Here is a 13,175-nt window from a genome sequence, read left to right on the forward strand (position 1 = left end):
GTGATTCCAACCACTTCCGGGCTCCCGCGGGCCGCGCGCCGGCTCAGAGCAGGGGGTCGTCGTCCGGATTCACGCCGTTGACCCCGTCCTGTCCGTTCTCGTCCTCCTCGTCGGACTCGGTCAGCACGGGTGAGGCGTGGTGGGCCCAGAGCTTCCAGCCGGTGGGCGTGCGGCGGAAGACGTTCGTGGCGACGACGAGCTGACCGAGGAGGGGGCCGAGCTCCGCGCCCTCCTCGGGGGCCGGGCCGCCGCTGAGGATGTTCTCGGTGCAGGTCACCAGGGCGGTGTCGCCGGTGACCGAGACGTGCACGTCGGTGAGGAAGAACTGGATGTAGTCGGTGTTCGCCATGATCAGCGCGTACGACCTGAGGACCTCGGCGCGGCCGGTGAGCACCGGCCAGCCGGGGTGGACGCAGGAGACCACGCCGGTGTCGGCCGGATCGTGGTACTCCTCGTCGACGCCCAGGTCGGTGGGCACGAGCCAGAGGGAGGTCAGCTCCTCGAAGTCCCCGCGCTCCATCGCCTCGTAGAAGGCGGTGTTGGCGGCCTCCACCTGCTCGACGTCGGTGTGGGGGGCGCTCACCGGGTTCCTTCCGCCCCGTGCTCGCCGCCCGCGCCCCGCGGGGACCGCTCCGCGCGCGCTCCCTCCACGGCGCGCGCGACCCGTACCGCGTCGGCGCTGGCGTGCACCTCGTGCACACGGACCGCCCAGGCGCCGGCCTGTGCGGCGAGCGCGGAGACGGCGGCGGTGGCGGCGTCGCGTTCCCGGGCCGGCGGTGGCGCGCCCTGCGGGCCGGCGAGGACGCGGCCGAGGAACCGCTTGCGGGAGGCGGCGACGAGCAGCGGGTGGCCGAGGGCGCGCAGCCGGTCGAGGTGGGCGAGGAGGGCGAGGTCGTGTTCGGCCTCCTTGGAGAAGCCGAGGCCGGGGTCGACGACGATGCGGTCGGGGGCGATGCCGCCCGCCAGTACGGCCTCCACGCGCGCGTGCAGTTCGTCCACGACCTCGGCGACGACGTCCTCGTAGGCCCCCTGGACGTTGCCGCCCTCGAGGAAGCCGCGCCAGTGCATGACGACGAAGGGCGCGCCGGCGGCGGCGACCACGGGGATCATCGCGGGGTCGGCGAGGCCGCCGCTGACGTCGTTGACCAGGGCGGCGCCGGCGGCGAGGGACTGCTCGGCGACACGCGCGCGCATGGTGTCGACGGAGACGACGACGCCTTCGGAGGCGAGACCGCGGACGACGGGGATGACGCGCCTGAGTTCCTCGGCCTCGTCGACGCGGGTGGCGCCCGGGCGGGTGGACTCGCCGCCGACGTCGACCAGGTCGGCGCCCTGGGCGACCAGCTCCAGGCCGTGCTTGACGGCGGCGCTCGTGTCGAACCAGCGGCCGCCGTCGGAGAAGGAATCGGGGGTCACGTTCACGACGCCCATGACCGCGCACCGGTCCCATGCCGGAAGGCCCGCCACTCGGCCGCGTCCGCTGAGGTTGTTCATACCTTCAGCGTAGGCCCAGGGCGGTGCCGCGAACGCGCGGTGGCGTCTGTGCCGGTGCCGGGCGCGGCGGCGGCCGGACCGCCCGCCGGGCGGCTCAGGCCGCCCGGACGTCGTGCTCCACGACCGCGTGCGCGCAGGGGCGCCGGACGGCCGCGCCGCGCCGGCGCAGGAAGCGCGGCAGCGGCAGGGCGAGGTCGACGAAGCCCTCGGCCTGCATGGCGGCGAAGCCGATGCGGGGCAGGTCGGACGAGGCGCGGTAGACGACGAAGCGGGGCTCCCACCGGGGCTGGAACTTGGCGTTGAACTTGTACAGCGACTCGATCTGGAACCAGCGGGAGAGGAAGACGAGCAGCCCGCGCCAGGCGCGCAGCACCGGTCCCGCGCCGATCTTCTCCCCGCGCGCGAGGGCGGAGCGGAACATCGCGAAGTTCAGCGAGACCCGCGTGACGCCGAACTTCGGGGCGGCCTGGAGGGCGGCGACGATCAGCAGTTCGTTCATGCCGGGGTCGGCGCTGCGGTCGCGCCGCATGAGGTCCAGCGAGACGCCGTCCTCGCCCCAGGGCACGAAGTGCAGGATCGCCTTCAGGTCGCCGTACTCCCCGGGCTCCTCCTCGCGCTTGTGGGCGGTGGCGATCAGGCAGTCGCCGTCGGCGGGGTCCCCGATGCGGCCGAGCGCCATGGAGAAGCCGCGTTCGGTGTCGGTGCCGCGCCAGTCCTCCGCCGCCCGGCGGATGCGCTCCAGTTCGGCGTCGCCGAGGTCACGGATGCGCCGTACCCGGGTCTCGTAGCCGGCCCGCTCGATGCGCTTGACCATCTGGCGCACGTTGCGCATCGCGCGTCCGGCCAGCGAGAAATCCGCCACGTCGACCACCGCCTCGTCGCCCAGCTCCAGGGCGTCGAGGCCGGTCTCGCGGGTCCACACCTCGCCGCCCGTCTCGGAGCAGCCCATGACCGCGGGCGTCCAGGAGTGCGCCCGCGCCTCGTCCATGAAGCGCTCGATGGCGCCGGGCCAGGCCTCGACGTCGCCGATCGGGTCGCCGCTGGCGAGCATCACGCCGGAGACGACGCGGTAGGTGACGGCCGCCTTGCCGCTGGGGGAGAAGACGACCGCCTTGTCCCGGCGCAGCGCGAAGTGGCCGAGGGAGTCGCGCCGGCCGTGCCGGTGCAGCAGCGCGCGGAGCCTGGCCTCGTCCTCCTCGGTGAGCCGGGCGGCCGGGTGCTCGGGGCGGAAGGCCAGGTAGACCGTGGTGGCCGTGGTGAGCCAGCCGAGCGCGCCGAGGGAGAAGGCGACGGTCCACGAGGTGCTGCCGGTGTAGTCCACCGGGCCCTCGAAGCCGAACAGGCCGTACAGGACGTGCGTCAGGCGGTCGGCGAGGCTCGGGTCGCCGACCGTCCGGTCCGGGTGGACGCTGACGATGACCAGGCCGAGGGCGAGCGAACCGGCGCTCATCAGGACGAAGTTGGCGAGCGCGCGCCAGCGGCTGCGGGGGTCGGGCAGGGCGGCGAACTCGTCGCGGTGGCGCAGCAGCGGCACCAGCAGCGCCACCGATATGAGCATGCCGATGAGGGAGTGCCGGTAGCCGAACTGGGCCACCGCGCCTGCCGGGAGGAGCGCGACGGCGGCCCGCCACGCCCGGCGCTTGCGCCTCCGGAGCCCGTGCGCGAGCAGCAGCAACAGCACGCCGGCGCTCAGCGAGAGGGCCGCGGCGAAGGGTCCGAAGGAGCCGGGCAGCACCTCGGCCATGGCGTGCATACGGCTGTGGCGGAAGCGGGGGAAGACGCCCGCGGCGATGTCCAGCACGCCGACGACGGCGCACGCTCTGGCGACCAGGGTGGGAACGGCCTCGGGGCGCGGGCCGCGCAGGATGCGCCGCGCCCGGCTTGATCGGCTCGGAACCTCGCCCGACATTTCCCCATCTATCCTGACAGACATCGCATCCCGTAGTTCTGCGAGAGACCTTGAACCCGGTGCCGATCGGGGCATCCGGCGACATTGCGCCCTCTAGGACGGTGTCTCGGGGAGAGAGGTTCACTCCCCTCCGGAAAGCCGGGTCAAAGGCCAAGGAAAGCCCCGGACAAGCCCTCGCGACGATGTGTGGGCTGGACACGGGCGGAAAGCGCAGGCGGAAACAGCCCATGGGTCTCACGAGCAACAAGGTGCTGCTGCTGGCGATCGTGCTCGCCGCGGCTCTGTTCGTCGCCACGGTGTGGCTGTGGCCACGGCTCGCCCGGCGGAGCTGGCGGGCCGTCAGCGGGCGCGTCGGTCTGCTCCTCGCCACCCAGCTGGCCCTCTTCGCCTCCCTGGGGATCGGCGCCAACCAGGCCTTCGGCTTCTACGCGGACTGGGCGGACCTGTTCGGCCGGGAGACCGAGCAGGGCGTCGTCGTCGACCACTCCTCGGGCGGCGGCCCGGGCGGCCCGCTGCAGGTGCTCTCCACCTCGTCGGTGCCGGGCGTGACGGGCGGCCCGCGCACGGCCGGGCAGATACAGCGGGTCGCCATCGTGGGCCGCGGATCCCGCATCGCCTCGCCCGCCTACGTCTACCTGCCCCCCGAGTACTTCCAGCCGCGGTACCGCACGCGTACGTTCCCGGCGGCGGTCGTGCTGACCGGTTACCCCGGCACGGCGCAGGCGCTGGTGAACAAACTGCACTATCCGCGTACGGCGCAGGAGCTGGCCAAGGACGGGCGGATGCAGCCGATGATCCTGGTGATGCTGCGGCCGACCGTGGCGCCGCCGCGGGACACCGAGTGCGTCGACGTCCCGGGCGGCCCGCGGACGGAGACGTTTTTCGCCAAAGACCTCCCCGAGGCCGTGCTCGCCCACTACCGGGTGGGGAAGCGGCCCGGGAGCTGGGGCGTCATCGGCGACTCCACCGGCGGTTACTGCGCGCTGAAGCTGGCCATGCACCACCCGGGCGTGTACGCGGCCGGAGCGGGCCTGTCGCCGTACTACAAGGCGCCGGTCGACCCGACGACCGGTGACCTCTTCCACGGCGACCGGAACCTGCGCGACCGCGCCGACCTGTGGTGGGTCCTCAAGCACGCCCCCGCGCCGGACACCTCACTGCTCGTCACCAGCAGCCGCGTCGGCGAGCACAACTACCGGGACACGCTCAGGTTCATAGACCGGGTGAAGGCCACGAACCGGACGCGGATCTCGTCGATCATCCTGGACAGCGGCGGGCACAACTTCAACACCTGGCGACGGGAGATCCCGCCGACGCTGCAGTGGATCAGCGGACGGCTCAGCGACCGCTGATCCCCGGTGCCGCCGTGGCCGGCGAAGCCGTGGGTGTGGCCGTGTTTTTACGGGGCGGGGACCCATGATTCGCCTACGCGCGGTAAGTTTCTGGCCATGCCACGTGGACGCCACCGCCATTCCCCGCCTCTGCACCGGCTGTTGCCACCGTCGGCGATCGCCGGAGTCTCCGTCGTCTGCGCGCTGGGTCCCTGGGTGTTCTCCGAGACCACGGTGCTGCGCGTGCTGGCCGCGGCCGCCGCGGCGACCGCCGTCGCCGGCGCCGTCGTGATGCGCCGCTGGGACACCCACGCGGGCAAGCAGGTCGCCGACCTCACACGCGCGCGTGCCAGCGACGAGTGGCGCTTCGAGGAGCGGGTCGCCGAACTGGAGACCGACCTGGAGGAGTCGCGGGAGCTGCGCACCAAGCTGGAGCGGCGGCTGCGCGCCAAGCGCGCGGAGCTGGCCGGGCTGCGCAACGAGCACGCGGCCCTGCTGCGCCGCTACGCGACCGCCGAGACCGAGCGGGCGAGCGCCCTGGAGGGGCGCCGGCTGCTGGAGATCGAGGCGGGCGAGCCGTCCGGCGCGCTCGCGCTGCCGCCCGCGCGCAGCGCCGAGCCGGAGGCACCGACCGAGCCCGAGTCCCCTGAGACCGCCGACGCGGCGGTCACGGCGGAGCCGGCCGGGGCGCAGAAGCCGGAGCACGACGCGGTGTTCTCGCCCGAGGGCTCGCGGCTCTACCTCCGGGCCGCGACGGCACTGGCCCGGTTCGACGCCGGGACCGACGCCGAGGCCGAGGCTCCCGCCGGGACCGACGCCGACGTCGAGGCGTCCGCCGCAACCGACGCCAAGGCGTCCGCCGGGCTCGATGCCGAGCTTTCCGCCGACCCTGACGTCGACGCCTCCCCCGAGGAGCCCGCGAATCCGGACGCCGAGGCTCCCGGCAGGGCCGTCACCGACGCCGCGTTCGTGAAGTCCGCCGCCGGGACGCCGGCCGGGCCCCGGTCCGCCGCGCCCGCGCCGCGCGGGGCGGCCGCCAAAGGAGAGGGCGCCCCGGAGGGCGTGACCGAGGCGGCCGGCTCCCCCCGGAGCGAGGGCGCCGTCCAGGAGGACGAGGCGCGGGGGAAGCCCGGGGCGGCCGGGGAGCACACGCGCCCGGCCGCCACCACGACGGCGCCGGCCGAGCCCGCCAAGCCCGCCGGCCGGCAGCCCGCGGGGCACTTCACGGTGCCGACCGCGGTGGCCGTCGTACCGGCCGCGCCCGCCCGGCGTCCGGCGGTCGAGGGCGGGTTCGACTTCTTCGGCACCCACAAGCACACCTCGTCCGAGGCGCTGGAGTCCGTGCAGAACGAGGACCTGGCGGACGTCGTCGGTCAGGAGGCCCTCGCCCTGCACAAGGCCGAGGCCGAGGCCGAGTTCAAGACCGCCGACGAGCAGGCGCGCGGCGTCGGCCAGGTCATCGACCTGACCGCGCACGACGAGACGGAACAGATCGACGTCCAGGGACTGCGCAGCGCGGCCTCCTGAGCCCGCACGGCGAACCCGTGAGCCCGGCGCCCCGCGAGGGGAGCCGGGCTCCGTCGGGTCCGGCGGCCGCCCCGCTCAGGACATCCAGCGGTCCGGGCGGGCGTCCCGGCGGCCGGTGCGGGAGCGCTCCGCCTGGGCGCGCAGCAGCCGGGCGGCCTCGTCCGCGTCGCGCAGCCGGGCCGTGACGGTCCGGCCGGCCCCGGTGTCCACGTGCACGTCGGCGAGCCGCCACAGCCGCCGCCAGGGCCCCTGGGTGAGCCGTACGCTCTGCACCTTGGCATGCGGAACCAGGGACAGCCGGCGGCGCAGCAGGCCGTGCCGGGCGGCGAACACCGCGTCCGTGACCGCGAGGCCGTGCCCGCGCCACCACACCGGCACGCACCAGCGGGCCCGCCGCGGCGGCCGGGCCGGCGACGCCGGGACGCTCACACCTGGCAGCACGCGCGCTATGACCGACTCGGCGACGGCGCGTGGGGCGACCGGCACCAGCACCGAGTTGTCCGATCCGGCCACGTCCAGCTCCACCCGCACCCAGCCCAGCCGCCGCCACAGCAGCGGCTCCACGACGCGCACCGTCTGGACCCGGCCCGGCGGGACCGTCTCGTGCGCGCGGTCGAGCAGCCCGTGGTCGATGCGCAGCCCGTCCGCGGACTCGCCCACCGACCAGTCGTACTCGGCGACGAACCGGCCCGCGCTGCTCGCGCCGGCGGCGCCCAGCAGCGGCAGGGCGGTGGCGAGGACCGTCCACACGCTGTGCGTGGCGAGCCACAGCAGGGGCGGTACGACCAGGGCGGCGGCCAGCGAGCCCCAGGTGGCGCCCGTCAGCAGCAGGGAGACCACCAGCGCGCGCGGCGGCACGCGCAGCAGTTCCCGCGCCGGCGCCTCGCCGACCTCGCGCGCGGTCTCGGGGGCGAAGCCCGCCGCGCGCGCGAGCAGTTCCGCGCGCAGGGCGCGCGCCTCCCGCTCGCCCAGGAAGGCCAGTTCGTCCTTCTTGGCGGCGCCGACGACGTCGATGCGGAGCTTGGCCACCCCCGCCACCCGCGCGAGGAGCGGCCGGGTGACGTCGACCGCCTGGACGCGCTCCAGCCGGATGTGCGCGGTGCGCCGGAACAGCAGGCCGGTGCGGATGCGCAGTTCGCCGTCCGTGACCGCGAAGTGCGTGAACCACCAGGACAGGAAGCCGTACAGACCGGCCGCCGGGACCAGCACGCTGAGCGCGACGAGCAGCATGGTGCCGGTCAGCCGCGCCAACTGCTCCTGCGCCGCGCTCGGGTCGTGCACGGCCCAGCCGGCGAGGACGGCGACCGGCGCCCAGGCCCGCCGGAACGGGGTGACGGGGTGCAGCCGCCGCTCGGCGGCCGGCGGGCGGTCCGGCGCGTCGCCGGGGGCCGGGGCCGTCACAGCCCCGCCGACCGGGCCTCGCCCAGCTCGGTGAGCCGGTCGCGCAGCCGTTCCGCCTCGGCCGGCTCCAGGCCCGGGACGACCGCGTCGGTCGCCGCGGCCGCGGTGTGCAGCTGGACGCTGGCCAGCCCGAAGTAGCGCTCCAGGGGACCGGAGGTGACCTCCACGAGCTGCATCCGCCCGTACGGCACCACGGTCTCCTCACGCCACAGCACGCCGCGGCGGATCAGCAGGTCGTCGGCGCGCTCGGCGTACCGCCAGGAGCGCCAGTTGCGGCCCAGCAGCCGCCAGCACCACGCGGCCAGGGCCGGGGGGAGCAGCGCGAAGGCGGCCCAGGCCGGTCCCGCGAGCAGGCCCGGCAGCAGCCCCGCCGCCAGGGCGAGCACGCCCGTCCACACCACCAGCAGCAGCCGGCGCATGCGCAGCAGCCCCGGCGGCAGTCCCCGCCACACCGGCTCGTCCCCCGCCACCCCGGTCTCCGCCGGGCTCCCCGTCTCCATGGGGCCAGCGTACGTAGGGGAGACTGGGTCCATGACTGCGACGGAGACCACGGTCGGCGTCGGCGGCGCCGCCGAGAGCACCGACATGGTGCTCAACATCGGCCCCCAGCATCCGTCCACGCACGGCGTGCTGCGGCTCAAGCTGGTGCTGGACGGCGAGCGCATCCAGCACGCGGAGCCGGTGATCGGCTACATGCACCGGGGTGCGGAGAAGCTCTTCGAGGCGCGCGACTACCGGCAGATCATCATGCTCGCCAACCGCCACGACTGGCTGTCGGCGTTCTCCAACGAGCTGGGCGTGGTCCTCGCCGTGGAGCGGATGCTCGGCATGGAGGTCCCCGAGCGCGCCGTGTGGACGCGGACGCTGCTCGCCGAGCTGAACCGGGTGCTCAACCACCTGATGTTCCTCGGGTCGTACCCGCTGGAGCTGGGCGGGATCACCCCGGTGTTCTACGCGTTCCGGGAGCGCGAGGTGCTCCAGAACGTGATGGAGGAGGTCTCCGGCGGGCGCATGCACTACATGTTCAACCGCGTCGGCGGCCTCAAGGAGGACCTGCCGGCCGGATGGACCGCACGCGCGCGTGCCGCCGTCGCCGCCGTGCGCTCCCGCATGGACGTCTTCGACGACCTGGTGCTCGGCAACGAGATCTTCCGGGGACGCACCAGGGGCGTGGGGGAGCTCTCACCGGAGGCCGTGCACGCCTACGGCGTGAGCGGGCCCATCGCGCGCGCCTCCGGTGTCGACTTCGACCTGCGCCGCGACGAGCCCTACCTGGCGTACGGCGACCTTCAGGACGTCCTGAAGGTCGTCACCCGGGACGAGGGCGACTGCCTGGCCCGCTTCGAGTGCCTGCTGGAGCAGACCCACAACGCGCTGGACCTCGCCGACGCCTGCCTGGACCGGCTGGCCGGACTGCCGCCGGGGCCGGTCAACCAGCGGCTGCCCAAGGTGCTGAAGGCGCCCGAGGGGCACACCTACGCGTGGACCGAGAACCCGCTCGGCATCAACGGCTACTACCTGGTCAGCAAGGGTGAGAAGACCCCGTACCGGATGAAGCTGCGCTCGGCGTCGTACAACAACATCCAGGCGCTGACCGAACTGCTTCCGGGGACGCTGGTGGCCGACATGGTGGCGATCCTCGGATCGATGTTCTTCGTGGTGGGCGACATCGACAAGTAGCCCCCGGGTGGCGCGCGCGGTTCAGGCGAGCGGGTCCGGGACGCCGACCGGCTGGAGCAGCCAGCCGAAGCCGCCGAGTCCGTCCGGGGCGGTCAGTTCGGCGGCCTCCCCGGCGCTCGCCAGGGCGCGCACGTAGGCCGCCGGGTCCGTGGCGGCCAGCGTGAGCGGGGGGCGCGCGCCGGTGAGGTCCAGGGCGTGCAGGGCGTCGCGTTGGGTGAGCAGCCGCGCGGGCGGTGAGACCTCCGCGCGCGCCGCCGCGCACGCGTCCAGCGCGACATGCGCCGTGATGTCGCAGGAACCGTCCGGCACAGGCGCCGTCTCGCGCCCCGCCCGGAACCCGGTGAGGGTCCCGAACGACGGGCGCGCGCCGGCGGTGTGCGCGTAGTCCACGGCCACCGCGAGCCCCCGCTCCACCCGGTCCACCGCGGCCGCCCAGGCCGTGTCCCTGGGCCGTCCGATCTCCGCGCGCAGGCCCTGCTCGCAGGGCAGCGGCCACCACCGGGCCAGCCAGTCCGCGTCCGCCCCCGACACCGGCTCCCCGAGCCGCTCCGTGCCGTCCGCCGCGACGAGCACCAGCCGGGGCACGCCCGCCGGGTCCACCTCGGCGACGTCCACCGGCACGTTGTCCAGCCACTCGTTGGCGAACAGCAGCCCGGTGACGCGCTCCGGGGGCTCGCTCAGCCAGGCGATCCGCTCGTCCAGCCCCGCGGGGCGTGCGGCGAGCTCGACGGCGTACCCGCGCGCGCGTGCGGCCACGCCGGCCGGCAGCGCCGCGAGCACGGCGGTGACCAGCTCACCGCGTCCCGCCCCCATGTCGACGAAGTCCAGGGCGGCCGGCCGGCCGAGCGCCTCGTCGACCCGGCACAGCAGCCGGGCCACGGCGCGCGCGAACAGCGGGGAGGCGTGCACCGACGTACGGAAGTGCCCGGCCGGCCCCTCGGGCCGCCGGTAGAAGCCGTCCCGCCCGTACAGCGCCTCCTGGGCCGCCTGCCGCCACCCGCGTCCCTCGCGCCCGCTGCGCGCCGCCGCCTCGTCCGTCACCGGGACAGACTAGGCGCACAGGTGATCACTTCCTCCACCTTGCGGAGTACGCGGGCCTCCCGGGGATCGGCCCTCCGGTTGACCCGTGCACTCATTTCATTTCCCTACTCTGGGTTACGTGCAGCGCCTCTATGACTTTCTCCGCAGGCACCCGACGTGGGTCGACAGCTTCTGGGCCGTCGTCCTGTTCGGGCTCTCCGGTGTGAGCGTGGTGAGTCTCAGCAGGGCGCCGGGGCACCACATGCCGGTCGCCGGAGGGCTGGCGGTGTCCGCCGTGCTGTGCCTGGTCGTGGCGCTGCGCCGCCGTTATCCCGAGCCGATGCTGCTGCTGGCCCTCGCCACCGGACTGGCGCAGCTGGTCCTGGACATCGAGTCGACCGTCGCCGACTTCGCGATGCTGGCGATCACCTACACGGTCGCGACGATGGGCGCGCGCTGGGCCTCCCGGCTCGCTCTCACCGTCACTCTGTTCGCGGCGACCCTGGCCCAGATCCGCTGGCCCGCCCCGCACACGGGCCTGCTCGGCCAGGTGGCGATCGCGGCGTTCCAGACGGTGCCGTTCGCCCTGGCCTGGGTGCTCGGCGACTCCATGCGCACCCGCCGCGCCTACTTCGCCCAGCTCGAGGAGCGCGCCGCCCGGCTGGAGCGGGAGCGCGAGGCGCAGTCCAAGGTCGCGGTCGCCGCCGAGCGCGCCCGGATCGCGCGCGAGCTGCACGACGTCGTCGCGCACAACGTGTCGGTGATGGTGGTGCAGGCCGACGGCGCCGCCTACGTCCTCGACGCCGCCCCCGACCAGGCGAAGAAGGCCCTGGAGACCATCTCCTCCACCGGCCGGCAGGCCCTCGCCGAGATGCGCCGCCTGCTGGGCGTGCTGCGCACCGGCGAGCACCAGGAGACGGGGGAGTACGTCCCGCAGCCGGACGTCGACCAGATCGACGACCTCGTCGAGCAGTGCCGCACCTCGGGCCTGCCGGTCGACTTCAAGGTCGAGGGCACCCCGCGCCCGCTGCCCAGCGGCGTGGAGCTGACCGCGTACCGCATCGTGCAGGAGGCGCTCACCAACACCCGCAAGCACGGCGGGCCCAACGCGGGCGCGAGCGTGCGCCTCGTCTACTTCGACGACGGGCTCGGCCTGCTCGTCGAGGACGACGGCAAGGGCGCCCCGCACGAGCTGTACGAGGAGGGCGGCGCCGACGGGCAGGGGCACGGCCTGATCGGCATGCGGGAGCGGGTCGGCATGGTCGGCGGCACCCTGGACGCCGGACCGCGTCCTGGTGGAGGCTTCCGCATCAGCGCGCTGCTGCCGCTCAAACCGGCGCACTGACGACGCCGCACGCCCCCTGTTGACACCTGTCACGCCCCCGGGCGCGACCCCTGATCCGACCTCGCACGACCCCCGCACGACCTTCGACGACGACTGGAAGAGGACCCCGATGACGATCCGCGTGATGCTCGTGGACGACCAGGTGCTGCTGCGCACCGGGTTCCGGATGGTGCTCGCCGCCCAGCCGGACATGGAGGTCGTCGCCGAGGCGGGCGACGGCGTCGAGGCCCTCCAGGCGGTCCGCTCCACCGGCGTCGACGTGGTCCTGATGGACGTCCGCATGCCGAAGCTGGACGGGGTGGAGGCCACCCGGCGGATCTGCGCCGAGCCCAACCCGCCGAAGGTGCTGATCCTGACCACGTTCGACCTGGACGAGTACGCCTTCTCCGGTCTGAAGGCGGGCGCCTCCGGCTTCATGCTCAAGGACGTGCCGCCCGGCGAGCTGCTGACGGCCATCCGCGCCGTGCACAGCGGGGACGCGGTGGTGGCGCCCTCCACCACCCGGCGCCTGCTGGACCGGTTCGCGCCGATGCTGCCGTCCGGCGCCGGCGCACCCAAGCACAAGGAGCTGGAGCGGCTCACGGAGCGAGAGCGCGAGGTCATGGTGCTGGTCGCGCAGGGCCTGTCCAACGGGGAGATCGCGGCCCGGCTGGTGCTGTCCGAGGCGACCGTGAAGACCCATGTGGGCCGCATCCTGACCAAGCTCGGCCTGCGGGACCGGGTGCAGGTGGTGGTGCTGGCGTACGAGACCGGACTGGTGCGGGCCGGCGGTCACGGCTGACCGGGCCCGGCGGGCGGCCCGCGTCGGTAGGGTCGCCGTCATGCTCCTGTGGATCAACGGCCCCTTCGGGGGCGGCAAGACGCAGACCGCGTACGAGATCCAGAGCCGCATGCCCGGCAGCGTCGTCTGCGACCCCGAGCACGTCGGATTCGGCCTGCACCGCATGCTCCCGCCCGGGCTGCGCGGCGACTTCCAGGACCTGGCGTCCTGGCGGCAGGGCGTCGTCGAGGTCCTCGACCTGGCCCTCACCGGGCACGGGGGCGTGGTCATCGCCCCGATGACGGTGACCGACCCCGGCCACTTCGCCGAGACGGTCGGCCGTCTGCGCGGACTCGGCCACGACGTACGGCACTTCACCCTGCTCGCCGAGCGCGAGACGGTGCTCGGGAGACTGCGCGAGCGCGGCCTCGGGCGCCTCCTGCGGCTCCCCGGCGGGCAGAAGGCCCGGTCGGGCCGGGAGACCTGGGCGGTGAGCCGGCTCGACCACTGCCTGAGCCGGCTGCGCGAGCCGGAGTTCGCCGAGCACCTGTGGACGGACCGCGTCACCGTGCCGAGGACGGCGGACCGCATCGCCGTCCTGGCCGGCCTCACCCTCCGGCCCCACCGCGGCGGCCCGGTGCGGACCCGGCTGCGGCAGGCCCGGGTGGGCCTGCGGCACATCCGGTTCGACTGACCCGCCGCCCGCCG

12 protein-coding genes are annotated in these 13,175 nt (G+C 74.5%); 6 read left to right on the plus strand and 6 right to left on the minus strand.

Annotated elements, in window-relative coordinates; genetic code table 11:
• Positions 1-43: 43 nt before the first annotated feature.
• The 3 genes from ACZ7JA_RS11540 to ACZ7JA_RS11550 form a co-directional block, all read right to left on the minus strand.
• Complete coding sequence (locus ACZ7JA_RS11540; RefSeq protein ID WP_351667295.1) at positions 44-583, minus strand: nuclear transport factor 2 family protein; 540 nt, start codon at positions 581-583, stop codon at positions 44-46.
• Entirely contained in the window at positions 580-1,494 is a 915-nt protein-coding gene (gene folP, locus ACZ7JA_RS11545) for a dihydropteroate synthase (RefSeq protein ID WP_389300814.1), read from the minus strand. Before folP ends, ACZ7JA_RS11540 begins: the two co-directional genes overlap by 4 nt.
• A gap of 94 nt (positions 1,495-1,588) precedes the next feature.
• Complete coding sequence (locus tag ACZ7JA_RS11550; protein WP_351667291.1) at positions 1,589-3,403, minus strand: phosphatidylglycerol lysyltransferase domain-containing protein; 1,815 nt, start codon at positions 3,401-3,403, stop codon at positions 1,589-1,591.
• A gap of 227 nt (positions 3,404-3,630) precedes the next feature.
• On the opposite strand from ACZ7JA_RS11550, the gene ACZ7JA_RS11555 reads away from it, so the two are divergent.
• Together ACZ7JA_RS11555 and ACZ7JA_RS11560 are read left to right on the plus strand one after the other, a co-directional pair.
• On the plus strand, positions 3,631-4,755 hold the full coding sequence (locus ACZ7JA_RS11555) for an alpha/beta hydrolase (protein ID WP_389300817.1): 1,125 nt from the start codon (positions 3,631-3,633) through the stop codon (positions 4,753-4,755).
• Positions 4,756-4,851: 96 nt separating this feature from the next.
• Complete coding sequence (locus tag ACZ7JA_RS11560; protein WP_470807949.1) at positions 4,852-6,261, plus strand: hypothetical protein; 1,410 nt, start codon at positions 4,852-4,854, stop codon at positions 6,259-6,261.
• 75 nt (positions 6,262-6,336) lie between these two features.
• Here ACZ7JA_RS11560 and ACZ7JA_RS11565 read toward each other — a convergent pair whose 3' ends face one another.
• Entirely contained in the window at positions 6,337-7,662 is a 1,326-nt protein-coding gene (locus tag ACZ7JA_RS11565; protein WP_470807950.1) for a PH domain-containing protein, read from the minus strand.
• Complete coding sequence (locus tag ACZ7JA_RS11570; protein WP_470807951.1) at positions 7,659-8,162, minus strand: PH domain-containing protein; 504 nt, start codon at positions 8,160-8,162, stop codon at positions 7,659-7,661. The genes ACZ7JA_RS11565 and ACZ7JA_RS11570 overlap by 4 nt, the downstream gene beginning before the upstream one ends.
• A gap of 31 nt (positions 8,163-8,193) precedes the next feature.
• Between ACZ7JA_RS11570 and ACZ7JA_RS11575 the strand changes: the two genes are divergently transcribed.
• A complete protein-coding gene (locus ACZ7JA_RS11575) occupies positions 8,194-9,342 on the plus strand; it encodes an NADH-quinone oxidoreductase subunit D (RefSeq protein WP_389300824.1) in 1,149 nt (382 codons plus the stop codon).
• A gap of 21 nt (positions 9,343-9,363) precedes the next feature.
• On the opposite strand, the gene ACZ7JA_RS11580 is transcribed toward ACZ7JA_RS11575, so the two are convergent.
• A complete protein-coding gene (locus ACZ7JA_RS11580; protein ID WP_470807952.1) occupies positions 9,364-10,383 on the minus strand; it encodes an SAM-dependent methyltransferase in 1,020 nt (339 codons plus the stop codon).
• A 118-nt stretch (positions 10,384-10,501) separates the two neighbouring features.
• Between ACZ7JA_RS11580 and ACZ7JA_RS11585 the strand changes: the two genes are divergently transcribed.
• The 3 genes from ACZ7JA_RS11585 to ACZ7JA_RS11595 all read left to right on the plus strand — a co-directional run bounded on the left by ACZ7JA_RS11585 (position 10,502) and on the right by ACZ7JA_RS11595 (position 13,161).
• On the plus strand, positions 10,502-11,707 hold the full coding sequence (locus ACZ7JA_RS11585) for a sensor histidine kinase (protein WP_351667277.1): 1,206 nt from the start codon (positions 10,502-10,504) through the stop codon (positions 11,705-11,707).
• Between the two features lie 109 nt (positions 11,708-11,816).
• A complete protein-coding gene (locus ACZ7JA_RS11590; protein WP_351667275.1) occupies positions 11,817-12,488 on the plus strand; it encodes a response regulator transcription factor in 672 nt (223 codons plus the stop codon).
• A 40-nt stretch (positions 12,489-12,528) separates the two neighbouring features.
• Complete coding sequence (locus tag ACZ7JA_RS11595) at positions 12,529-13,161, plus strand: ATP-binding protein (RefSeq protein ID WP_470807953.1); 633 nt, start codon at positions 12,529-12,531, stop codon at positions 13,159-13,161.
• Positions 13,162-13,175 lie beyond the last annotated feature (14 nt).

The sequence above is a fragment of the Streptomyces sp. NPDC038135 genome (genome assembly GCF_055601245.1).